Genomic DNA, 23892 nt, shown 5'->3' with positions numbered 1-23892 from the left:
CATGACCGCCACGAACCCCACGAACCCCACCACCGGCGCGCAGCCGCCCAACGGCTTCTGGGCGCAGGCGGCCGAGGACCCCGGCCGCACCGTCCTGATCGACCCCGGCGGCGAGGAGTGGACCGCGGGCCGACTGCACGCCGACGTCAACCGCCTCGTCCACGGCCTGCGCGACGCAGGCCTGGAGAAGGGCGACGCCTTCGCGGTCGTCCTGCCCAACGGCGTCGAGTTCCTCACCGCCTACCTCGCCGCCTCCCAGGCCGGCTTCTACCTCGTACCGGTCAACCACCACCTGGTCGGCCCCGAGATCGCCTGGATCGTCTCCGACTCCGGCGCGAAGGTCCTGATCGCCCACGAGCGCTTCGCCGACGCCGCCCGCGACGCGGCCGACGAGGCCGCCCTCACGGCGAGCCACCGCTACGCCGTCGGGACCGTGCCCGGCTTCCGCCCGTACGGCGAGCTCCTCGACGGCCGGCCCGCGACGGCCCCCCGGGACCGCACCCTCGGCTGGGTCATGAACTACACCTCCGGCACCACCGGCCGCCCCCGCGGCATCCGCCGCCCGCTGCCCGGCAAGCTCCCGGAGGAGACCCATCTCGGCGGCTTCCTCGGCATCTTCGGCATCCGGCCCTTCGACGGCAACGTCCACCTGGTCTGCTCGCCGCTCTACCACACGGCCGTCCTCCAGTTCGCGGGCGCGGCCCTGCACATCGGGCACCCCCTGGTCATGATGGACAAGTGGAGCCCGCAGGAGATGCTGCGGCTGATCGACCGCCACGCGTGCACCCACACCCACATGGTGCCGACCCAGTTCCACCGGCTCCTGGCCCTGCCGCAGGAGACGAAGGACGCGTACGACGTCTCCTCGATGCGGCACGCCATCCACGGCGCCGCGCCCTGCCCGGACCACGTCAAACGGGCGATGATCGACTGGTGGGGCGGCTGCGTGGAGGAGTACTACGCCGCGAGCGAGGGCGGCGGCGCCTTCGCGACCGCCGAGGACTGGCTGAAGAAGCCGGGGACGGTCGGCCGTGCCTGGCCGATCAGCGAGCTCGCCGTCTTCGACGACGACGGCAACCGGCTCGGCGCGGGCGAGCTCGGCACCGTCTACATGAAGATGAACACCGGGGGCTTCAGCTACCACAAGGACGAGGGCAAGACGAGGAAGAACCGCATCGGTGACTTCTTCACGGTCGGCGACCTCGGGCTCCTCGACGAGGAGGGCTACCTCTTCCTCCGCGACCGCAAGATAGACATGATCATCTCGGGTGGGGTCAACATCTACCCCGCCGAGATCGAGTCGGCCCTCCTCTCCCACCCCGCCGTGGCGGACGCGGCGGCCTTCGGCATCCCGCACGCCGACTGGGGCGAGGAGGTCAAGGCGGTCGTCGAACCGGCCGACGGCTTCGTGGCCGGCGAGGCCCTCGCAGCGGAGATCCTGCACCACTGCGAGCGGCAGCTCGCGGGCTACAAGCGGCCCAGGACCATCGACTTCACCGACACGATGCCGCGCGACCCCAACGGCAAGCTGTACAAGCGGCGGCTGCGCGACCCGTACTGGGAGGGCCACGACCGGGCGATGTGAGCCGGCCCGGTCCCGGCCGGCTGGTGGGGCGGGCCCGTGGCGCGTGCACGGCCGGGCGCTGCCCGGGCGATCCGCGACGCCGGACGGGCCCGTGAGAAACGCCACGTCAAAGGGGTGGGTGCGCGCCTTGAGCCGCACTCGCGGAACACTTCTGGCAAGTTTGCAGATATGAGTACGGCTGCGCGCAGATCCCCCCTGACCGACTGGACCGTCGTCGTCCCCGTGGTGGCGCTGGTCGCCCTCGTCCTCAGCTGGGGGCGGGACCTGCCCGGCTTCGCGGTGGCGCTCGTCGCGCTCTGCCTGGCCGGTGCGGTGCTCGCCGCCGTCCATCACGCGGAGGTCGTCGCCCACCGGGTCGGCGAACCCTTCGGCTCCCTCGTGCTCGCCGTGGCGGTCACCGTCATCGAGGTGGCCCTCATCGTCACACTGATGGTCGACAGCGGGGACAAGACCGCCTCGCTGGCCCGGGACACGGTCTTCGCCGCCGTCATGATCACCTGCAACGGCATCGTCGGCCTCTCCCTGCTCGTCGGCGCCCTGCGCAACCGGGTCGCCGTCTTCAACCCCGAGGGGTCCGGCGCGGCCCTCGCCACCGTCGCGACCCTCGCCACCCTCAGCCTCGTCCTGCCCACCTTCACCACCAGCAAGCCCGGCCCCGAGTTCTCCACCGCGCAGCTGACCTTCGCCGCCGTGGCCTCGCTCGCCCTGTACGGCCTCTTCGTCGCCGTCCAGACGGTCCGCCACCGCAGCTACTTCCTGCCCGTGGACACCGGCCAGGACGGCGGGACGGACGAGCACGCCGAGCCGCCCACCGCCCGCGCCGCCCTGCTCAGCCTGGGCCTGCTGCTGGTCGCGCTCGTCGCGGTGGTCGGCGACGCCAAGGCGGTCTCCCCGACCATCGAGCGGGCCGTCGCGGCCGCCGGGCTGCCCCAGGCGGTCGTCGGCGTGGTCATCGCCCTCCTGGTCCTGCTGCCCGAGACCCTCGCCGCCGTCCGGGCCGCCCGCCGCGACCGCGTGCAGACCAGCCTCAACCTCGCCTACGGCTCCGCGATCGCCAGCATCGGCCTGACCATCCCGGCCATCGCCCTCGCCTCGATCTGGCTCTCCGGCCCGCTGCTGCTCGGCCTCGGGCCGATCCACATGGTGCTGCTCGCCCTGACCGTGGTGGTCAGCGCCCTCACCATCGCCCCCGGGCGGGCCACGCTCCTCCAGGGCGGTGTCCACATCGTGCTGCTGGCCGCGTACCTCTTCCTGGCCGTCAGTCCCTGACGGAGCGCGGCCGGGAGGACGTACGCGGCCGGCAGGTCACCGCCGCTCGCGCACCGGCACCACCCTCAGCCGCGGCGAGCCGAGGATGTCCCGTTCGCAGAAACGCGCCGTCACCCAGCGCTCCTGCGAGAACAGCCGGGTCTGGTCCGCGAAGTGGGGCGAGCCCGGGTCCGAGGACTGGCCGTACGTCAGCAGGGTGCGCGCCACCGGGCAGGGACCGCCGTTCCAACCGACGGCCTGCAGATGGCTCGTGCCGTGCACGACCTCCGGGTAGCCGCCGGCGGCGGCGTTCCACGGTGCCTCGATCTTGTTCCACACGCCGAGCGCCTCCGTGCCACCGCCGACCGGGAACCTCCGGCCGCCCCGCACCACGAACTGGTGCGCGCCCAGCGGCGCGTCCAGGGCGATCGAGGCGGCACCGAACTCCGCCACCGTGTCGGCGAGGGCCCGCCCGATGCCGGGTGCCCGCCGGTCGAGCGTCCGGGGCGTGCGGACGGGATCGGCGGCCGAGAACGGCACCAGCCACAGCTCCTGCGCGGGTGTCGACGCGGTCAGCCTGCGCCAGAACCGGTCGAAGAACAGCGCGCCGCGGCTGGACCCGTCCGTCGTACGGTCCCAGCGCGCCAGCACCCCGCAGGCGGCGGACACGTCCACCGCGGAGCCGTCGGACGCCGTCGCCGTGCCCCCGGGCAGCGCCCCGCAGGCGGCCGCCGCGTCGGCCGCGGCCAGGTCACCGGCCGGCGCCCGGTCGGCGAACTGCTGGCGTTGCAGGTCCGCCACGGTCAGCCGGCCCCGCGACGCCATCGCCGAGACGTCCTCCAGCGCGCCGCGCGTGCGCAGGGAACGCGGTGTGGAGACGTTGCCCCAGATCCGCTCGTACCCGGTCAGCGGCCGGTCGGCGTTGGTCAGCCAGGCGCTGTCGTTGGAGTTCTCGGCGTACGGGGCGTCGCGCAACGTCGGCGCCCTCCCCGGGCCGAACACCCCCGGCTGCAGCGCGTCCGGGTCGGAGCCCGGGGCGCAGTCGCCGCGCGAGCCGTCCAGGACCGCCAGCCCCGAGGCCGGGTAGATGGCCCTGCCCAGCGGTGTGGAGCAGCGGGCGGCCAGCTCGTCCGTGATCCGCGGCAGCACCTGGGTCTGGGTGAAGAGGGTGCCGCCCGCGGAGTCGGCGGCCACCGTGTTGACCCAGGGCAGGCCCTGGGTGCGCGCCAGGGCCTGCTGGACGCCGGCGACGGAGCGGGCCCTGCCGAGGGCGAGGGCGGTGTCCGAGCCGCGCAGGTTCGACGCGTTGGGGTCGTTCAGGGCGTACGCCGACCGGGTGGTCCAGGGCAACGGCAGGGACGCGCCGAGGTGCGTGACCACCGGCCCGTACCGGGTCCACCACTGGGTGCGGGTGACGGGATCGCCGCCCGCGACCGGCACGGTGACGGTCCGCCGGGTCATCCTCTCCGGCGTGCCGTCGACGAGGTAGGAGGTGGGGTCGCCGGGGGCGAGCGCGAGCTCGTGCAGGTTCACCGGGGTGCCGGTCGCCACGGTGTGGCTCCAGGCCGTCTTCTCGTTGAAGCCGATGCCGACCGCGACCGTTCCGAGCAGCGAGGCCCCGGAGACGTTCAGCTCTCCCGGGATGGTCTGCTGCGACTGCCAGAAGCGGCGGCCGCCGTGCCACGGGTAGTGCGGGTTGCCGAGCAGCAGCCCGCGCCCGTTCGCCGTCGTGGAGCCGGCGAAGGCAACCGCGTTGGAACCCATGTCGTACCGGCCGGTGTCGAAGAACTCCTGCGCGGCCCGCGCGGCCCGCTCCGCGGCGGCCGGGTCCGGCGACGGAACCTCCTCCGGGCCCGCCGCGGGGCCCGCGGCCGGTGCCGGGGGCTGAGCGGCCGTGATGCCCTCGATCCCGCGGCCCTGCCCGCCGAGGACGGATATCGCGAAGGCGCGTGCCGCCACGTCGGTCGCGGTGACCGGGCGGACCCACCCGGCGCCCTTGCAGGCCGGGTCGCCGATCTCGTTCTGGGCGAGCCAGGCGTTGTACCCGGCCGCCCACCCGCGCATCAGCTCCTTGAGGTCCTTGGTGGGTCCTGCGGGAGCGGGGGTCGCCAGCAGCCGCTCCACGGTCCCGGACGCGCGCACCCCCTTGAAGTACAGATCGCTCGACAGGTTCGCGGTGGCGTAGGAGAGCGATCCGTCGGGCGCGGCCTGCGGACCGAACCAGCGCGAACGCTCGCCCGCGAGGGTCACGAACCCGTCCGCGAGGACGCAGACCTGATCGGCGGCCTGCGCCCAGCCGGTGCCGAAGCCGAGCCGCGCGTAGTCGCGGGCGAGGATGTGCGGGACGCCGTTCTCGGTGTACCGGATGACGGCGGACAGCCCGCCGCCGGCCGCGGTCGGTCCGTCGGCCGGGGCCTGCGGCGGGGGGTGCGGGGCCGCGGCCGTCGCGGCGAGCAGCGCGGCCCCGACGAGGGCGGCGCGGCGGAGCAAAGGACGTGTGCCGAGGTGCAACGTTCCTCCCAAGTGGCGCGAGAACAATGGACTGTTGCCGTGGGACGGTCGGTGCCTGACTGCCCCACACTCATGCAGGAGGCCGATGGTCTGTCAACATCCCGTCCGGGCAGGCGTCATTGACCCGCGCCCGGCGGAGGACGAGGATCGCGCCATGACGGCAGCGCGGGAAGTGCGGGCGGGACGGGACGTACGGGCGGCGCGGGACGCGGGGGAACCCCGGGAAGCGGGGGAGGTGGGGGAGGCGGGCGTGGCGCGGGAGGCACGGGCCGTCCGGGACGGGACGGTCGACGGACTCGTGCACGACAGCGCCCTGCGGTTTCCCGGCCGCACCGCCCTCCGCTACGGCGCACGCGGCTGGACCTACGCCGAACTCGACGCAGCCGTCTCCACGGGCGCCGCCCTGCTGAGGGAGCGCCACGGCCTCGCCGAGGGCGACCGGGTCGCCACCTACGCCCACAACAGCGACGCCTACCTCCTGGCCTTCCTCGCCTGCGCCCGGGCCGGCCTCGTCCACGTGCCCGTCAACCAGAACCTCACCGGACGGGACCTCGCCCACCTCCTCGACGACTCCGGCAGCGCCCTGGTCCTCGCCGATCCGGACCTGGCCGGGCGGGTCCCCGGCGACCGCCCCGTCCGTGCGCTGCGCGACACCCCCGACTCCTTCCTGACGGGCCTCGCCGAGCCGCTGCCCTTCACCGCCGCCGCACCGGATCCGGGACGGGTGGTCCAGCTCCTCTACACCTCGGGCACCACGGCCCTGCCCAAGGGCGCGATGATGACGCACCGCGCCCTCGCCCACGAGTACGAGAGCGCCGTCGCGGCACTGGACCTGTCCGAGGAGGACAGGCCGGTGCACGCGCTGCCGCTCTACCACTCGGCGCAGATGCACGTCTTCCTGCTCCCGTACCTGGCGGTGGGCGCCCGCAACACCGTGGTGGACGCCCCGGCCGCGCAGGTGCTCTTCGACCTCGTGGAGGCGGGGGAGGCGGACAGCGTCTTCGCGCCGCCGACCGTGTGGATCGGCCTGGCGGGCCATCCGGAATTCGCCTCCCGCGATCTGCGGGGCCTGCGCAAGGCGTACTACGGGGCGTCGATCATGCCCGTCCCCGTCCTGGAGCGGCTGCGCGAGCGGCTGCCGGGGCTCGCCTTCTACAACTGCTTCGGGCAGAGCGAGATCGGGCCGCTGGCCACCGTGCTCGGCCCGGCGGAGCACGAGGGGAGGATGGACTCCTGCGGCCGGCCGGTCCGCCACGTGGAGGCGAAGATCGTCGACGAGGCCGGACGGGACGTGCCGGACGGGACGGCGGGCGAGGTGGTCTACCGCTCACCGCAGCTCTGCCTCGGCTACTGGAACGACCCCGGGGCGACGCGGCAGGCCTTCCGGGACGGCTGGTTCCGCTCGGGTGACCTCGCGGTGCGCGACGCCGAGGGCTACTTCACCGTCGTGGACCGGGTGAAGGACGTCATCAACTCGGGCGGGGTCCTGATCGCCCCGCGCCAGGTCGAGGACGTGCTCTACACCCATCCGGGCGTGGCGGAGGCCGCGGTGGTCGGGCTGCCCGACGAGCGGTGGATCGAGGCGGTGACGGCGGTGGTGGTCCCCCGCGGCGACGTGACGGAGGCGGAACTGATGGCCTACGCACGGGAGGAGCTGCCGCACTTCAAGGCGCCCAAGCGGGTGCTCTTCGTGGACTCCCTCCCGCGCAACGCCAGCGGAAAGATCCTCAAGCGCGAACTGCGCGACCGCCTCGGCTCGCCGATCCGCTGAAGCCCGTCGACCGCGGCCGGTCGCGGCCGGCCGTTGTGCCTGAACGCCCGGGGAGCGGCCTGCGTACACTCCGGCCGTATGGACGGATACCCGAGCGCGTCGGCGGTGATCGCATCGGCCTGGAGGGAGCTGGAAGCCCCGGGCGTGGAACGGTCACTGGTGCTCGACGCCGTCAGCGACGCCCTGGACACCGCCCGCCCGTCTCAGGAGGAGGCCGAACGCGCCGTCGGGCGTCTGGTCGCGCTCGCGCTCGGCGAGGAGCCGCCGGCGGTGCTGGAGTCCGCGCTGCACGCGATCTGCACCGCCTCGACACGCTACCGGTTCCCCTACGCGCTGGTGGAGCCGCTCGCCGCGGGCGTGGACCGGTTCGCACCCGTGCTGCTGGACTACGTCCTCGGCATCCTGGCCGACACGCACGACGGGGCCGCGCTGCCGGTGGTCGAGAGGTTCCTGCACCACCCCCACCCGGACGTGCGCCGGGAGGCGGCCGACGCCCTGCGCGAGCTGACCTGGGTGCCTACCCGGCAGGGGTGACTTCCCCGTGTCCGGGCGGGCGGTCCGGTGCGGCCTCGGCGCGGTTTCAGTGCGGCGTCAGTGCGGCCAGGGGAAGTGGGCCGGCCCCTCGGGCGGGAAGACTCCGCCGCGGCGCAGGCGGCGCAGGGTGAGGTGCTCGTGCACGAGCCGGCCGACGAGAGCGCCGCCGTAGACTACGAAGCCGACGCCCACCAGCCAGGACTGGACCACCAGCAGGGTCCCGAACGGCCCGTAGGTCACCGCGTTGGACGCGATGAGCGGGGAGAAGACCAGCTGCGAGAAGATCCGCAGCCCCAGCAGCCCGATGCTCGTCGCGACGGCTCCCGGAACCAGGGCGCGCCAGCGGACCCGGCCCCCGAGTAGCAGGCGCTGCGAGGCGACGAAGAACAGGCAGGTGCCGACAAGGTCGCCGGTGGTGCCCACGATCGTGCCCAGGACGTCGTTCGAGGGTGCGGGGATCCCCACGAGCAGCCCGAGGAAGCAGACCAGCAGGGCGAGCCAGACGACATGGCGCCACATGGTGTGCCAGCGCGCCGTCGGCAGGTCCCAGACCTTCTCGTAGCCCGTCTGCACGGCCGAACCGAAGGTCAGGCCGAACACCGCGAGGGCAGCCAGACCGAAGGCGGTGGTCCGCTCCAGCGCCAGGTCCGCGGCTCCGAACACCATCTCGATCCTGACCCGCGAGGACGCCGTCACCCCGAGGGCCTGGCCGAGCCAGCGGCCGAACCCCGATCCGCTCCCGGGGGCGGCGGCGGCCACCACCACCAGCAGGGGCACCAGGGTGAGGAAGCCGAGGGCCGCGAAGCCCATCGCCCGGTGCATCAGCTCCATCTCCCGGCCGCGGCTCCAGGCCAGCCCGATCTGGGAGCCCTGGAGCCGGTCGTGGAGCTGCCGGAGGGTCGAGGTCACGCCTGATGCACTACCCCCGCCCGCCCCGCCGGTCCCGGGCGGCGCCGGGAAATGGATCCAAAGGGGTGGTTCCCCGTGGTCCCGGACGGCTCCGGGTGGCGCCGGTGCGACTGGGTCCTGTCCACCCCCCTATCCGGCGGCCGGGCCCTGGTGTGCGGTCCTCGCGGCGTCGCGCAGGTCCACCAGCCTCTTGATCTTTCCCACGGAACGGTCCAGCGTCTCCGGGTCGACGACCTCGACGCGGACGGAGACGCCTATGCCGTCCTTGACCGCCCGGACCACGTCGGCCGCCGCGGCCTCCCGGCCGGAGGCGTCCGTGTCAAGGCGGGCCTCCACCCGGACGGTGAGGGTGTCCATCCGGCCCTCCCTGGTCAGCCGGAGCTGGAAGTGCGGGGCCAGCCCCGGTGTCCGCAACAGCACCTCCTCGATCTGCGTCGGGTAGAGGTTCACACCACGGACGATGATCATGTCGTCGCTGCGGCCGGTGACCTTCTCCATCCGCCGGAAGGCCGGCCGCGCCGTGCCGGGCAGCAGACGCGTCAGATCCCTGGTGCGGTAGCGGACGATCGGCATGGCCTCCTTGGTGAGCGAGGTGAACACCAGCTCCCCGAGCTCTCCCTCCGGCAGCACGGCACCCGTCAGCGGGTCGACCACCTCCGGGTAGAAGTGGTCCTCCCAGACGTGCAGGCCGTCCTTCGTCTCGACGCACTCCTGTGCCACCCCCGGGCCGATCACCTCGGACAGGCCGTAGATGTCCACGGCGTCCATGTCGAGCCGCTCCTCGATCTCGCGCCGCATCTCCTCCGTCCACGGCTCCGCGCCGAATATCCCCGTCCGCAACGACGTGGTGCGCGGGTCGATGCCCTGACGCTCCATCTCGTCGAGCAGGGTCAGCATGTAGGAGGGGGTCACCATGATGACCTCGGGGCGGAAGTCCTGGATGAGCCGGACCTGGCGGTCCGTCATCCCGCCCGACGCGGGCACGACCGTACAGCCGAGGCGCTCGGCACCGTAGTGCGCGCCCAGCCCGCCCGTGAACAGGCCGTAGCCGTAGGCGATGTGGACGATCTGGCCGGGCCGCCCGCCCGCTGCGCGTATGGACCGGGCCACCACGTCCGCCCACACCGAGAGGTCCCCCTGGGTGTAGCCGACCACGGTCGGGCGCCCCGTCGTCCCGCTGGAGGCGTGCAGACGACGCACCTCGGAGCGGGGAACGGCGAACATCCCGAAGGGGTACTGCTCGCGCAGGTCGGCCTTGGTGGTCATGGGGAACAGGGCGAGGTCGGCCAGCGAACGGCAGTCGTCCGGGTGCACGCCCGCCTTGTCGAAGGCCTGACGGTAGAACGGCACCCTGTCGTACGCGCGGTGCAGGCTCGCGCGCAGCCGCCTGAGCTGGAGGGCGGCCAGCTCGTCGGGGCCCAGCCGCTCGCCCTCGTCGTGGAATTCCGCGTGCACCGCCATGTCGTCACCTCATCGTGAGTATCCCCGAGCAACCGACCGATCATTCGGTAGATTGCCAGGTCTCCGCAGGTGAAATCAATGACTCGAACGAGTGATCGTCTGATCTCATGGCGGCATGCCGACCTTCACAGCACCCGACGGGACGGAACTCGCCTACCACCTCCGCGGCGAGGGCCCGCCGCTCGTCTGCCTCCCCGGGGGCGCCATGCGCGCCTCGCGCTACCTGGGAGGCCTGGCCGCCGGACGGACCCTGGTCCTGCTCGACCTGCGCGGCACCGGCGACTCCGCCGTACCCGCGGACGAGTCGACCTACCGCGTGGACCGCCAGGTCGCCGACGTCGAAGCGCTCCGACTCCACCTCGGCACGGATCGCATGGACGTCCTGGCGCACTCGGCCGGCGGCAACCTGCTGATGCTCTACGCGGCCGCGCACCCCCGGCGCCTGGGCCGGACCGTGCTGGTCACCCCCACCGCCTGGGCCCTGGACCTCGCCGCGACCCCGCAGGACCGGCTGGCCGCGGCCCGGCTCCGGGCGGGCGCCGAGCCCTACGACACGGCCCGCGAGGCCTATGTGCGCATCCTGGACGGCGCCGACAGCGACGAGGACTGGGACCGTGCCGCACCCCTCTTCTACGGCCGCTGGGACGGGACGGCCCGGGCGCACTACGCCGCCGGCTACCGGGAGCAGAACGAACGGGCGTCGGCGGCCTTCGCCGGCCCGGGCGCCTTCGACCCTGCCGCCACCCGGGCCGCGCTGCGCCGGGTCGCGGGGGAGGTGCTGGTGCTGGCGGGGGAGCTGGACGGCAACCCTCCTCCCGTGCTCGCGGCACGGATCGCCGACGCCTTTCCGGCGGGTCGTCTCGACGTCCGGCGGGCCGCGGCGCACTTCCCGTGGCTGGACGACGCGGCAGGCTTCGCGGAGCGCGTCGAACGCTTCCTGGCCACCGGCGTCTGACGGGCCGACGAGTGACCGGAGGCCGCGGGCGCCCGCGACCGCGAGCCCGCGTCCGGCCCGTGCCCGCCGTCCGGCCTGCGGCTACTTCCCGGCCTGCCCGGTGTCCCGGCCAGTGGTCGTCATCGGGGCCTCAGCCCGCAGCGCCCGAGCCCGTACCCGCGTCCGCCCCCGGGCCCGCCCCCGCGTCGGCCTTCGTCGCCACCGACTTCGCCCAGCGGTAGTCCGCCTTCCCGCTCGGGGAGCGCTGTATCTCGGGCGTGATGACCAGCTGACGCGGGATCTTGTAGCCCGCCAGCCGGGTGCGGCAGTGGCTCTGGATCTCGGCCAGGGTCGGATCCGCGGCGCCCGCGCGGACCTGGACCACGGCCGCCACGTGGCTGCCCCAGGTGGGGTCCGCCACCCCGGCCACCAGGGCGTCGTACACGTCCGGGTGGGACTTCAGCGCCTGCTCGACCTCCTCCGGGTACACCTTCTCGCCGCCCGTGTTGATGCACTGCGAGCCGCGGCCCAGCACCGTCACGATGCCCTGCTCGTCGACGGTGGCCATGTCCCCGAGCAGCACCCAGCGCTGCCCGTCCTTGACGAAGAAGGTCTCGGCGGTCTTGGCGGGGTCGTTGTAGTAGCCGAGCGGCACGTGGCCGCGCTGGGCGAGGCGCCCCGGCTCGCCGACCGCCACCGGTTCGTGCGTCACCGGGTCCACCACCTGCGTACGGTCGTTGACCTCCAGCCGGAAGCCCCTCTCCGGCCCGGAGTCGTCCGTGGCGCGCCCGTTGGAGCCGGATTCGGAGGATCCGAAGTTGTTGAGGAGCAGCACGTTCGGCACCAGCCGCTGGAACTCGGCCCGCACCGTCTCCGACATGATCGCGCCGGACGAGGAGACGCTGAACAGCGAGGACAGGTCCGTCCCCCGCAGCGGGCCGTTCAGCGCGTCGATGAGCGGCCTCAGCATCGCGTCGCCGACCAGCGACACGCTCGACACCTTCTCCTTCTCGATGGTGCGCAGCACCTCCTCCGGCACGTACTTGCGGTGGATGACCACGCGCTGCCCGTAGTTGAAGGCGATGAAGGAGGTCAGGGTCGACGTGCCGTGCATCAGCGGGGGCGCGGGGAAGAAGGTGAGGCCCGCGCCGCGCGCAGCCACCCGCTCGGCCAGTTCCTCCGGCCGCTTCACCGGCTCGCCCGAGGGCTCCCCGCCGAAGAGCCCGGCGAAGAAGAGGTCCTCCGCCCGCCACATGACGCCCTTGGGCATGCCGGTGGTGCCGCCCGTGTAGATGATGAACAGGTCGTCGGGGCTGCGGGGCGGGAATCCGCGCCCGGGTGATCCGGCGGCCTCGGCCCGCGCGTACGGGACCGGTGCGACGGAGGGCTCCGGGGCCCCTTCGGGCGCCTCGCCGACGCGGACCAGGTGCCGCAGCCGCGGGGTCTTCGGCAGCGCGGCCGCCACCCGCTCGGTGAACTCCCCCTCGAAGACGAGGGCGGCGAGGTCGGCGTCGCCGTAGAGGTAGACCAGCTCCTCCTCGACGTACCGGTAGTTGACGTTGACCGGTACCAGGCGGGCCTTCAGGCAGGCCAGCACGGTCTGGAGGTATTCGATCCCGTTGTAGAGGTGCAGGCCGACGTGCTCGCCCGGCCGCATCCCGCTGTCCAGCAGGTGGTGCGCGATGCGGTTCGCGGCGGCGTCCAGTTCCGCGTACGTGAGGCGGCGTTCGGCGCCGGTCCCGGGGTGGTCCACGTAGACGAGGGCCTCGCGGTCGGGGACCACGTCCACGACCGACTCGAACAGGTCGGCAAGGTTGTACTCCACCGTTCCTCCTGACCCCGAACGTGCTGATGAATGGCCCCGTGGTGGTCTCTCCGGCGGTCATTAGAGCGCCGTGGACGGCAACTGGGAAGGGTGCCGGACAAGAAAACTGACTGAGTGTCAGAAAACTATTGAACTGCACCCGCCCCTACTGCAACCTGTTCTAGGTCTTGAGACGGGAGGACGGCAATGGGTGGAACGGAACACCTGACCGTGGAACGCCACGGCGCCACGCTGGTGCTCACCATGAACAGACCCGAGGCGAAGAACGCTCTCTCGCTTCCGCTGCTGGTGGGCCTCTACGACGGCTGGCTGGAGGCCGACGCCGACCACGAGATCCGCTCCGTGGTCCTGACGGGCGCCGGCGGGGACTTCTGCGCCGGCATGGACCTCAAGGCCCTGGCCGGCAAGGGGATGGCGGGGGACGGGTACCGCGACCGCCTCAAGGCCGACCCCGATCTGCACTGGAAGGCGATGCTGCGCCACCACCGACCGCGCAAACCCGTGATCGCGGCGGTCGAGGGCTACTGCGTGGCCGGCGGGACGGAGATCCTCCAGGGCACGGACATCCGGGTGGCGGCCGAGAGCGCCACCTTCGGGCTCTTCGAGGTCAGGCGCGGCCTCTTCCCGATCGGAGGGTCGACGGTACGGCTGCCGCGCCAGATCCCGCGCACGCACGCCCTGGAGATGCTGCTGACCGGCCGCCCCTACTCCGCCGCCGAGGCCGCGCAGATCGGCCTGGTCGGACGGGTCGTCCCCGACGGGAAGGCCCTGGAGACGGCACTGGAGATCGCCGAGCGGATCAACGCGTGCGGGCCGCTGGCCGTGGAGGCGGTCAAGGCGTCGGTGTACGAGACCGCCGAGATGACCGAACGGGAGGGCCTGGCCTCCGAACTGGTCCGCGGCTGGCCGGTCTTCGACACCACCGACGCCAAGGAGGGCGCCCGCGCCTTCGCCGAGAAGCGCACGCCCCACTACCGGCGGGAGTAGCCGTACGGAACCCGGCCCGCAGGTGCGCGCGTACATGCGGCGCACCGCGCCGCACCCGTCCGCGTGAGTGATCCCGAGCCGTCCCGAACAACGGAGAGAGCCATGACAGCACCCGCGTCCCCACCCGAGGTGCTCCGCGCGCCCCTGGTCGTCGAGTTCCCCTTCACCCGCTCCCTCGGCCCCGTCCAGAGCGCCTTCCTCACCGGCCTGCGCGAACGCGTCGTCCTCGGGGTCCGGACCGCCGACGGCCGGGTGGTGGTCCCGCCCACCGAGTACGACCCCGTCACCTCCGAGGAGATCCGCGACCTCGTCGAGGTCGCCCCCACCGGCACCGTCACCACCTGGGCGTGGAACGACCACCCCCGGCCCGGCCAGCCCCTCGGCACCCCCTTCGCCTGGGCCCTGGTCCGGCTCGACGGCGCCGACACCGCGCTCCTCCACGCCCTCGACGCGCCCGGCCCCGACACGGTCCGCACCGGCATGCGCGTACGCGTCCGCTGGGCCGCCGAACGCATCGGGGCCATCACCGACATCGCCTGCTTCGAGCCGTACGACGGCCCCGCCGCCGAAGCCGCCCCCACCGCCGGAGTCCCCGCCGCGCACGACGGCGTCTTCCCCGACGCCGTCACCGGCATCGTCGCCGAGGCCCGCCTCGACTACACCTACAGCCCCGGCCGCGCCCAGACCGCGTACATCAACGCCCTCTCCGAGCGCCGCACCGTCGGGGAGCGCTGCCCCTCCTGCCACAAGGTGTACGTCCCGCCGCGCGGCGCGTGCCCCACCTGCGGGGTGGCCACCACCGACCGGGTGGAGGTCGGGCCGGCGGGCACCGTCACCACCTTCTGCATCGTGAACATCAAGGCCAAGAACCTCGACATCGAAGTCCCCTACGTCTACGCCCACATCGCCCTCGACGGCGCCGGACTCGCCCTCCACGGGCGGATCGGCGGCATCCCCTACGACGAGGTCCGCATGGGCCTGCGCGTCGAGCCCGTCTGGACCGAGGGCGGCCGTTACCCCGACCACTACCGCCCCACCGGCGAACCGGACGCGGACTACGACGTGTACAAGGAGCTCATCTGATGACCGCGCCCAGGACGAGCCGGTACGCGCGCGACGTCGCCGTCGTCGCCTTCGCGCAGAGCGACCACCTGCGCCGCACCGACGAACTCAGCGAAGTCGAGATGGTCATGCCGGTCCTCCACGAGGTGCTCGCCGCCACCGGGCTCAAGGCCGGCGAGATCGGCTTCACCTGTTCCGGCTCCAGCGACTACCTCGCGGGCCGCGCCTTCTCCTTCACCATGACCCTCGACGGGGTCGGCGCCTGGCCACCGATCTCCGAGTCCCACGTCGAGATGGACGGCGCCTGGGCCCTCCACGAGGCCTGGGTCAAGATCCAGACCGGTGAGGCCGACACCGCGCTCGTCTACGCGTACGGCAAGTCCTCGCCCGGCTCCGTGCGCGACGTGCTCACCCGCCAGCTCGACCCGTACTACCTCGCCCCGCTCTGGCCCGACTCCGTCGCCCTGGCCGCCCTCCAGGCCCGGGCCCTGATCGACGCCGGCGAGACCGACGAGAGCGCCCTGGCCGCCATCGGCGCACGCAGCCGGGAGGCGGCCGCGGCCAACCCGCACGCCCAGCTGCGCGGCACCGTCCCCCAGGGCGACTACCGGGTACGGCCCCTGCGCACCGGGGACTGCCCGCCGATCGGCGACGGGGCCGCCGCGGTCGTCCTCGCCGCCGGGGACCTCGCGCGGCGACTGTGCCCGCGCCCCGCCTGGATCACCGGCATCGACCACCGCATCGAGGCCCACGGCCTGGGCCTGCGCGACCTCACCGACTCCCCGTCCACCCGCATCGCCGCCCGGCACGCCGGCGTCTTCGACGCCCCGGTGGACACCGCCGAACTCCACGCCCCCTTCTCCTCCCAGGAGATCGTGCTCCGCAAGGCCCTCGGACTCGGCGACGGCGTCACCGTCAACCCCTCCGGCGGAGCCCTCGCCGCCAACCCGATGATGGCCGCCGGCCTCATCCGCATCGGCGAGGCGGCCGCCCGCATCCACCGCGGCGCGTCCGACCGGGCCGTCGCCCACGCCACCTCCGGCCCCTGCCTCCAGCAGAACCTGGTCGCCGTCCTGGAAGGGGACCGCGCATGAGCACCTCCGGCACCACCGGCAAGGAGCCCGTGGCCGTCGTCGGAATCGGCCAGACCAAGCACGTCGCCGCCCGCCACGACGTCTCCATCGCCGGACTCGTCCGGGAAGCGGCGGCGCGCGCCCTCGCCGACGCCGAACTGACCTGGGCCGACATCGACGCGGTCGTCATCGGCAAGGCCCCCGACTTCTTCGAGGGCGTGATGATGCCGGAGCTGTACCTGGCCGACGCGCTCGGCGCCGTCGGCAAACCCATGCTCCGGGTGCACACGGCCGGTTCGGTCGGCGGCTCCACCGCCCTCGTCGCCTCCAACCTGGTCGCCGCCCGCGTCCACCGCACGGTCCTCACCCTCGCCTTCGAGAAACAGTCCGAATCGAACGCCATGTGGGGTCTCTCCCTGCCCGTGCCCTTCCAGCAGCCGCTGCTGGCCGGGGCCGGCGGCTTCTTCGCCCCGCACGTGCGCGCGTACATGCGGCGCACCGGCGCGCCCGACACGGTCGGATCACTGGTGGCGTACAAGGACCGGCGCAACGCCCTGAAGAACCCCTACGCCCACCTCCACGAGCACGGCATCACCCTGGAGAAGGTGCAGGCCTCGCCGATGCTGTGGGACCCGATCCGCTACTCCGAGACCTGCCCCTCCTCGGACGGGGCCTGCGCCATGGTCCTCACCGACCGGGCGGGCGCGGCCCGTTCGCCGCACCCGCCCGCCTGGGTCCACGGCGGGGCCATGCGCAGCGAGCCGACCCTCTTCGCCGGGAAGGACTTCGTCTCCCCGCAGGCGGGCAAGGACTGCGCCGCAGACGTCTACCGCCAGGCCGGGATCACCGACCCGCGCCGGGAGATAGACGCGGTGGAGATGTACGTGCCCTTCTCCTGGTACGAGCCGATGTGGCTGGAGAACCTCGGCTTCGCCGAGGAGGGCGAGGGCTGGAAGCTCACCGAGGCCGGAGTCACCGAACTCGACGGCGACCTGCCCGTCAACCCGTCCGGCGGCGTGCTGTCCACCAACCCCATCGGGGCCTCCGGCATGATCCGCTTCGCCGAGGCGGCCCTCCAGGTGCGCGGCCGCGCCGGAGAGCACCAGGTGCCGGGAGCCCGCCGGGCCATGGGACACGCCTACGGCGGCGGCTCGCAGTTCTTCGCGATGTGGCTGGTGGGGGCCGAGGAACCGGACCGCTGACCGCCTGCGGCCCCCGCAGCGGGGGTGCCGGACCGGTCACGGGTGACGCACCGTGGCCTGTGCGACACCCGCCGCGGTGGATAACCTGACCCCGGACGACGTACCGGGAGGAGCACGCACGTGGCCGAGAGCATGACTTCACAGCCCCTCGCTGGCTGGGGCAAGCCGGACCTCGATCTCAGCGGGGCGGACTGGCAGTCGAGCAGCCGGGGGGCGGGTGACGTCCAGATCGCCTTCGTGGAGGGGTTCATCGCGATGCGCAACAGCGAGCGCCCCGAGAGCCCGTCGCTGATCTTCTCGCCGGACGAGTGGCACACGTTCGTACGGGGAGCGCGCGGCGGGGAGTTCGACCTCACCTAGCACGGCCGGCGGACACGGCGCGGTACCACCGGGCGGGTGGGGGACACCCCCCCCGGTGGACCGCCGCCGGTGTCCGCCCGCCCACCGGGAGGGCCGTCGGTAGGGTGGAGGCATGAGCGGAGAGAGCGACCTGCGGAAACTACTGAGCGGCATGCGGCCCGAGCTCAACGAGGGCGAGTACGTGTTCTGCACCGTCCCCGGCACCGAGGTCCCCGCCGGGACCACCCCCGTCGCCACCGTGCTGGAGCCCGAGGGCCTCACCCTCGTCCTGCGCCGGGAGGACGCCGACGCGGCCGGACTCCCGTACGACTACACGGCCGGGTGGATCACCCTGCGGGTGCACTCCGCACTCGACGCCGTCGGCCTCACCGCCGCCTTCGCGTCCGAGCTCGGCGCACACGGCCTGAGCTGCAACGTCATCGCCGGCTACCACCACGACCACCTCTTCGTGGCGGCCGACCGGGCGGCCGAGGCGGTGGCCCTCCTCGAAGGGCTCGCGGCCCGCTCACTACCGCACTGACGCACCCGCGCAGGAGAAGATCGGATTCTTTCCGACAGTGGGATCCACCGGCCCGCGCGCGGGCGTACGCTGAACCCCCCGAACAGGCCTGGGGGGTACCAGCCATGACGGACCGCCGGACCCGCATACGGCGCACAATGGTCGAACGCGAGGCCGAACTCGCCATCGTCGACGAAGCACTGGACCAACTCACCGGCCCCACCCCGGACGCGGGCGGCGCACTGCTCGCCTTCTCCGGACCCGCCGGCCTCGGCAAGACCACCCTCCTCGCCGAGCTCCGCCGCCGCGCCCACGCCCGCTCCTGCACCGTCCTCACCGCCCGCGGCGGCGAACAGGAACAGACCCAGCCCTTCCACGTCGCCCGCCAGCTCATCCAGCCCCAGCTCGCCGGCACCTCCGAGCACGAGCTGCGCGCCGCCCTCGGGAGCTGGTACTCCATCGTCGGCCCCGCCCTCGGCCTCTGCGCCCCCGAGCAGGGCGCCCCGCCCGACCCCCAGGGCCTGCGCGACGGCCTCGACTGGGTGCTCACCCACCTCGTCGTCAAACGGGCCCCCGTCACCCTCGTCCTCGACGACGCCCACTGGGCCGATCCCGAGTCGCTCGGCTGGCTCGCCGCCTTCGCCCCGCGCGCCGAGCACCTCCCGCTGCTGCTGGTCGTCGCCTACCGCCCCGACGAACTCCCCGCGGACGCCGACGCCTTCCGCACCCTCCCCGGCCGGGCCGGACAGCGCCCGCTGCCCCTCGCCCCGCTCACCCCGGCCGCCGTCGCGGACCTCGTCCGCGACGCCCTCGGTGACCACGCCGAGGACGACTTCTGCCGCGAGGCCTGGGCCGTCACCGCCGGCAACCCCTTCGAGGCCGTCGAGCTCACCGCCAAGGTCCGCGGCACCGGCCTGCGGCCCGTCGCGGCCAACGCCCCGCAGCTGGCCGACCTCGCCGCCGCCCAGCGCGGCAGCGGACTCGTCGCCCGCCTGGAACGCCTCGGCCCCTCGACCGTCCGCTTCGCCTGGGCCTGCGCCGTGCTCGGCACCGCCATCCCGCAGGACATCGCCGCCCGCGTCGCCGCCCTCGGCATCGAGGAGGCCGCGTCCGCCACCTGGCGGCTGCGCGAGGCCCGCATCCTGTCGGCCGGCGGGGCGGCGTCCGAGCAGGAGCCGGAGACCGGCCTGGAGTTCGTGCACCCGCTCATCGCCACCGCCATCTACCGCGCCATCCCCGACGCGCTCCGCGTCGCCCTCCACGGCAAGGCCGCCGCGGCCGTCGTCGACGCCGGCCTCGGCCCGTCCGCCGCCGCCCGCCACCTGCTGGAGACCCACCCCGAGAACGACCCCTGGGTGGTCCGCGTCCTGCGCGAGGCCGCCGCCGAGAATCTCCGGGCCGGCGCCCCCGAGGCAGCCCGCCGCCAGCTCGCCCGCGCGCTGCGGGAGCCGCCCGACTTCGACGAACGTGCCGCCCTGCTCTACGAACTGGGCTGCGCCTCCCTGCTCACCGAGCCCGCCACCACCGTCAACCACCTGCGGGCCGCCCTCGCCGAGCCCTTCGACGACCCGGCCCTGCGCCAGGGCATCGTCATCCGCCTCGCCCAGGTGCTCTCGCACAGCGACCGGCTCGCCGAGGCCTCGGAATCCCTCGCCCGGGAGATTCCCCACACCGCCGACGTCCGCGCCCGGCTGCGCCTGCAGTCCGAACAGTTCATGTGGGACGCCTTCAACGCCGCCGAGACCGACTCCCCGGCCCGCTCCCGGCGCCTCGCCAAACTCGCCGACCGTCTCACCGGCCGCGACCTCACCGAGCGGTACGTCATCGGGCTGCGCGCCTGGGACGCCTGCCTGCGCGGAGAACCGGTGGACGTGGTGCTGCACCACGCCGGACGCGTCCTGGAACAGCCGTTCAGCTGGGCCCACGAGGACCGGGGCTTCGAGGTCCCGGTCCTGGTCGCCATGGTCCACATGTACGCCGACCGGCCCGGACGCGCGGAAGAGCTCTTCGAGGCGGGCACCGCCGAGTTCGAGCGGCAGGGCTGGCGCGGGGCACACCTCTCCTTCGCCTACAGCCTGCGCGCCTACGTCCGCTTCCGCCGCGGACGGCTGACGGAGGCCGAGGACCTGGCCCGGTCCGGGCTGCGGCTCGCCGAGCGCGTCGGCCGGCGCACCCCCGTGCACTGGTACGCCATCGCCATCCTCATCACCACCCTGCTCGCGCGGGGCCGCGCCGACGAGGCCTGGGACCTCGCCCGGGAGCACGAGTTCGGCAGCCCGTTCCCGGCCGCCGTCGTCTTCCCGGACTCCCAGACCGTCTACGCCGAACTCCTCCTGGCCCGCGGTGAGGTACGGGTGGCGGCCGCCGAACTCGAAGCGGTGGACCGCCGCCTGACCCCGCGCGGGATCCAGAACCCGGCATGGTGCCCCTGGCAGCTCCACCTGGCCCGGGCCGTGGCCGAGGAGGATCCCGCCCGGGCGCGTGACCTCGCCGCCGACGCCGTCCGGCGGGCCCGCGCCTTCGGCGCTCCCTCGGCGATCGGACAGGCCCTGCGCGTGGCGGCCCAGGTCGCCCCGGAGGCGGAGCGCCCCGCCCTGCTGCGCGAGGCGGTCACCCTGCTCTCCGCCTCACCCGCCGGCTACGAGCTGGCCCAGGCCCTGGCGGCCCTCGGCACCGAGCTGCGCGACGCCGACCTGCTGACGGCGGCCGTCGTCACGGCCCGCGAGTGCGGCGCGGACGGCCTGGTGGCCCGGACGACGGACACCCTGCTCGGACTGGGCGCCGCCTGTCCCCGCGAGGCGTCCTCGCCGGACGGGCTCACCGAGGAGGAGCTGCTGGCGGCCCGGCGCGCGGCCGCCGGGCACGGACCGGACGACCCGGTCCCGCCCGGCCGCGACCCCGACTGGGACCTGTCCGCGGCCTGCCGCAAACTCGGCACGAACCTCCAGGGCCTCCCGGCCGCACTGGAGGCGTACGCAGGCTAGGCCGCCGCTTGAGGATCCGCAGGAGACGGCACGGGCCGGATCAGGGCAAGCGGCCGGGACCGTGATCCACGGCAGCCGGGTGACGGTGCCCGCCCGGTGGGCCCGGCGGTGGGTGCCGCCCGCGGTGAGCGGGCGCGCCGCCTCTGGCGGACCGGGGCCCGTGGCCCCGGACGGGCGCCCGCCGGGGCGATCGCCCGGACCCTGCTCCCGAGCCCGAGCCCGAGCCCAAGATCCAAGATCCGAGATCCGAGGCCCGAGGCCCGAGGCTCGAGGCCCCCGGGAACGGGCCGAGGCCCCGGGCCGGGCCCCCGGGAAGCGGCCCCGTGGTTTCGGGGCCGGATCCCGCCCAGCGCCCCGCACGCCACCGGCGACACCGCACTCGCGCCGCACCGGTTCACCCCCGTCCCACCCGTCCGAGCGCTCGGCCGGGCGCGGTGGCGGGATGCGGGGCCCCCGGACCGGAAAACCCGCGCGGCCACGTACCATGGCCGCATGTCCTTCCTCCGCCGCCACCGCGCCGCCACACCCGCCGGCCCGGACTTCGACGTCCTGGCCATGGACCCGGGGGACTGGCCGGGCAATCTCGGGGCCGGGCTGCTGCCCGCCCCCGACGGCAGCTGCCAGGGTGTCTTCCTCCGCTACGACCTGTTCGGCGGACGCGGCCCCGCGATGATCATCGGGAACCTCCCGGAGGGCTCCCCGGCCCGGGACCTCGGCGACGGCGAGGTGCCCTTCGAGGTGGCCCAGCTCCTCGACGCGCTGGAGAACGACGAGGACGTCGAGGTCACCGGCGTCGAGGACTGCCCCGTCATGCAGGGCGACAACCTCCTCATCGTCCGGAAGATCAAGCTTTCGGAGTCCCGCATCTCCTGCGTCCAGTTCGACCGCAGCGACAACGTGCTGGTCACCATCGCCAGCTGGGATCGCCCGATCACCGACGACCTCTACGCCCTCCTGAAGCCGCTCCCCGCCGAGCTCTTCCAGCAGGGCTGACCCCCCGGGCCGGCCGGATCCGGGCACGGACCGGCCGGCCGGGAGGCCCCCGGCCGCCTCACGCGGCGGCGATGTCGTTCGCCGCCACGTAGCCGAAGGTCATCGCGGGACCGATCGTCGACCCCGCCCCCGCGTAGCTGCGGCCCATCACCGCGGCACTGGCGTTGCCCGCCGCGTACAGCCCGCGGATCACCGAGCCGTCCGGCCGCAGGGCCCGGGCCCGTGCGTCGGTGACGATGCCGCCCTTCGTCCCCAGGTCGCCCGGCACGATCCGGAAGGCGTGGAACGGCGGGACCCACACCGGCGCGAGGCACGAGTTCGGATGCACGGCGGGGTCCGTGTAGTAGTGGTCGTAGGCGCTGGCACCCCGGTGGAAGTCGGCGTCCGTCCCGTTCCACGCCTGCGCGTTGAAGCGGTTCAGCGTCGCCCGCAGCGCACCGGCCGGGACCCCGATCTGACCGGCCAGCGCGTCCCAGGTCCACGCCTTCTTCGCCGCGCCCGCCGCGTACCACGCGTCCGGGAAGGGGAGCGTCGGCAGGATGTCCTTGAAGAGGTACCTGTTGCGGTAGTTCTGGTCCACGATCAGCCACGCCGGGATGTGCGAGCCCGGCGCCGCACGGTCCCTGTCGTACATCACGTGCACCACGTCGCTGTACGGCGCCGCCTCGTTGACGAACCGGGTCCCGTTCGCGTTCACGATCAGCCCGCCCGGAAGGGTCCGCTCGGCGAGGCAGAAGTACGGCTCGCCCGGCAGCGGGATCGACGGCCCCCACCACGCGTCGTCCATCAGCGCCAGCGAGGCCCCCGCGCGCTGCCCCGCCAGGATCCCGTCGCCCGTGTTCTCCTTCGCGCCCACCGACCACTGGGTCCCGATCGGCTGCTGCTGGTACTGGGCGCGCATCGCCGCGTTGTGCTCGAAACCGCCCGACCCGATGACCACCCCGCGCCGGGCCCGGACGACACCCCGTACGCCCGCCCTCTCGACCACCACCCCGGTGACGGCGCCGCCCTCCTGCACCAGGTCGACCAGCGGACTGCCCAGCCACACCGGGACCCCGGCGCGCTGCAGTCCGGCCCGCAGGCCCGCCGCCAGTGCCTGGCCCATGGTCAGCGGCTTCTCACCGCGCAGCGCCGCCTTCGTACCGCGCGCGAGGCATTCCGCGGAGACGGCCAGCCCCTTGGCGCTCACCGCCGCCAGGTTCAGCCACTTGTAGTCCTGGCTGAAGACCACCATCCCGGCCGGGACCGGCATGTACGCCGGGTTCAGGCGGGCCAGTTCCGGTCCGAGCACGTTGCCGTCGATCTGGTCGGGCTCGATGGAGCGGCCGTTCGGCAGTCCGCCCGGAAGGCCGGGGTAGTAGTCGCTGTACCCGTCCATGAAGCGGAACCGCAGCGGGCTCGCGGCCATCACGAAGTCCAGCATCCGGGGGCCGTTGGCCAGGAACGCGGCCTGGCGGTCGGCGGGCACCTCGGGGCCCACCACCGCCGAGAGGTACGTCGCCGCCTTCTGCGGGGTGTCGGGCACCCCGGCCGCGAGGATCACCGAGTTGTTGGGCAGCCAGATGCCGGCTCCGGAACGGGCGGCGGACCCCCCGAAGGTGGCGGCCTTCTCGACGACCAGCACGCTCAGAGCGCGGTGCGCCGCCGTGAGCGCGGCCGTCATCCCGGCGGCGCCGGAGCCGACCACGACGACGTCGTACTCGCCGAGCGGCGGGCCGTCCTGGGCGCTGTCGGCGCGGGCGGTGGCGGACGTCGGGACGGTGGCGGCAAGGGCCCCGGCCCCCGCACCGGCGAGGACCGCACGTCTCGAAGGGAGTGCGTCGGACGGTGTGCGTGAAGCGCTCGCGGACATGGGCAGGCTCCAGCGGCAGGGGGCAGAGGGCGTGACTCGGCATGTCTGATGCTCAGTCAGAAAAGGTGTTCGGGGGATCATGGGATGTCAAGGCATCCGACA

At 73.7% G+C, this 23892-nt stretch carries 18 protein-coding genes; 13 read left to right on the top strand and 5 right to left on the bottom strand.

Going from position 1 to position 23892, the window contains the following annotated elements:
- Position 1 precedes the first annotated feature (1 nt).
- Both ACPU2J_RS03880 and ACPU2J_RS03875 read left to right on the top strand, forming a co-directional pair.
- The gene (locus ACPU2J_RS03880) at positions 2-1585 is read left to right on the top strand and encodes an acyl-CoA synthetase (RefSeq protein ID WP_423832752.1); all 1584 of its coding nucleotides are present in this window, start codon (positions 2-4) and stop codon (positions 1583-1585) included.
- Positions 1586-1753: 168 nt separating this feature from the next.
- On the top strand, positions 1754-2854 hold the full coding sequence (locus tag ACPU2J_RS03875) for a calcium:proton antiporter (RefSeq protein WP_420081731.1): 1101 nt from the start codon (positions 1754-1756) through the stop codon (positions 2852-2854).
- Between the two features lie 36 nt (positions 2855-2890).
- Here the strand turns inward: ACPU2J_RS03875 and ACPU2J_RS03870 are convergent, their stop codons facing one another.
- Positions 2891-5344 carry a penicillin acylase family protein gene (locus ACPU2J_RS03870; protein WP_423832751.1) on the bottom strand — a complete coding sequence of 818 codons (2454 nt, stop codon included), beginning with the start codon at positions 5342-5344 and terminating at the stop codon, positions 2891-2893.
- Between the two features lie 154 nt (positions 5345-5498).
- On the opposite strand from ACPU2J_RS03870, the gene ACPU2J_RS03865 reads away from it, so the two are divergent.
- Positions 5499-7115: a fatty acyl-CoA synthetase gene (locus ACPU2J_RS03865; protein ID WP_423832750.1), complete on the top strand. Its 1617-nt coding sequence runs from the start codon at positions 5499-5501 to the stop codon at positions 7113-7115.
- A gap of 78 nt (positions 7116-7193) precedes the next feature.
- Complete coding sequence (locus tag ACPU2J_RS03860; RefSeq protein WP_420081734.1) at positions 7194-7649, top strand: hypothetical protein; 456 nt, start codon at positions 7194-7196, stop codon at positions 7647-7649.
- A gap of 57 nt (positions 7650-7706) precedes the next feature.
- Here ACPU2J_RS03860 and ACPU2J_RS03855 read toward each other — a convergent pair whose 3' ends face one another.
- Positions 7707-8558 (bottom strand): YhjD/YihY/BrkB family envelope integrity protein, encoded by an 852-nt coding sequence (locus ACPU2J_RS03855; RefSeq protein ID WP_361605966.1) that lies wholly within the window; start codon positions 8556-8558, stop codon positions 7707-7709.
- A gap of 129 nt (positions 8559-8687) precedes the next feature.
- On the bottom strand, positions 8688-10019 hold the full coding sequence (gene paaK / locus ACPU2J_RS03850; RefSeq protein ID WP_423832749.1) for a phenylacetate--CoA ligase PaaK: 1332 nt from the start codon (positions 10017-10019) through the stop codon (positions 8688-8690).
- A gap of 115 nt (positions 10020-10134) precedes the next feature.
- On the opposite strand from paaK, the gene ACPU2J_RS03845 reads away from it, so the two are divergent.
- Entirely contained in the window at positions 10135-10974 is an 840-nt protein-coding gene (locus tag ACPU2J_RS03845; protein WP_423832748.1) for an alpha/beta fold hydrolase, read from the top strand.
- A gap of 130 nt (positions 10975-11104) precedes the next feature.
- Here ACPU2J_RS03845 and ACPU2J_RS03840 read toward each other — a convergent pair whose 3' ends face one another.
- Positions 11105-12778, bottom strand: a complete 1674-nt coding sequence (locus ACPU2J_RS03840; protein ID WP_423832747.1) for an acyl-CoA synthetase — start codon at positions 12776-12778, stop codon at positions 11105-11107.
- A gap of 186 nt (positions 12779-12964) precedes the next feature.
- Here ACPU2J_RS03840 and ACPU2J_RS03835 point away from each other — a divergent pair, with 186 nt between their 5' ends.
- The 8 genes from ACPU2J_RS03835 (at position 12965) to ACPU2J_RS03800 (ending at position 21938) form a co-directional block, all read left to right on the top strand.
- The gene (locus ACPU2J_RS03835) at positions 12965-13765 is read left to right on the top strand and encodes a crotonase/enoyl-CoA hydratase family protein (RefSeq protein ID WP_420081739.1); all 801 of its coding nucleotides are present in this window, start codon (positions 12965-12967) and stop codon (positions 13763-13765) included.
- Between the two features lie 102 nt (positions 13766-13867).
- The gene (locus ACPU2J_RS03830; protein WP_420081740.1) at positions 13868-14848 is read left to right on the top strand and encodes a Zn-ribbon domain-containing OB-fold protein; all 981 of its coding nucleotides are present in this window, start codon (positions 13868-13870) and stop codon (positions 14846-14848) included.
- A complete protein-coding gene (locus tag ACPU2J_RS03825; RefSeq protein WP_420081741.1) occupies positions 14848-15921 on the top strand; it encodes a thiolase domain-containing protein in 1074 nt (357 codons plus the stop codon). The genes ACPU2J_RS03830 and ACPU2J_RS03825 overlap by 1 nt, the downstream gene beginning before the upstream one ends.
- Positions 15918-17102 (top strand): thiolase domain-containing protein, encoded by a 1185-nt coding sequence (locus tag ACPU2J_RS03820; protein ID WP_361605987.1) that lies wholly within the window; start codon positions 15918-15920, stop codon positions 17100-17102. The genes ACPU2J_RS03825 and ACPU2J_RS03820 overlap by 4 nt, the downstream gene beginning before the upstream one ends.
- 132 nt (positions 17103-17234) lie before the next feature.
- Positions 17235-17462 carry a DUF397 domain-containing protein gene (locus ACPU2J_RS03815; RefSeq protein WP_420082507.1) on the top strand — a complete coding sequence of 76 codons (228 nt, stop codon included), beginning with the start codon at positions 17235-17237 and terminating at the stop codon, positions 17460-17462.
- Between the two features lie 112 nt (positions 17463-17574).
- Entirely contained in the window at positions 17575-17982 is a 408-nt protein-coding gene (locus ACPU2J_RS03810; RefSeq protein WP_389069963.1) for an ACT domain-containing protein, read from the top strand.
- Positions 17983-18119: 137 nt separating this feature from the next.
- The gene (locus ACPU2J_RS03805; RefSeq protein ID WP_423832746.1) at positions 18120-20945 is read left to right on the top strand and encodes an ATP-binding protein; all 2826 of its coding nucleotides are present in this window, start codon (positions 18120-18122) and stop codon (positions 20943-20945) included.
- Between the two features lie 492 nt (positions 20946-21437).
- The gene (locus tag ACPU2J_RS03800; protein ID WP_361603452.1) at positions 21438-21938 is read left to right on the top strand and encodes a hypothetical protein; all 501 of its coding nucleotides are present in this window, start codon (positions 21438-21440) and stop codon (positions 21936-21938) included.
- Positions 21939-21996: 58 nt separating this feature from the next.
- On the opposite strand, the gene kstD is transcribed toward ACPU2J_RS03800, so the two are convergent.
- Complete coding sequence (gene kstD / locus ACPU2J_RS03795) at positions 21997-23790, bottom strand: 3-oxosteroid 1-dehydrogenase (RefSeq protein ID WP_423832745.1); 1794 nt, start codon at positions 23788-23790, stop codon at positions 21997-21999.
- Positions 23791-23892: the final 102 nt, after the last annotated feature.

Source organism: Streptomyces manipurensis, assembly GCF_049570255.1.
GTDB lineage: Bacteria > Actinomycetota > Actinomycetes > Streptomycetales > Streptomycetaceae > Streptomyces > Streptomyces manipurensis.
This window is presented reverse-complemented; position numbering and strand designations above follow the sequence as displayed.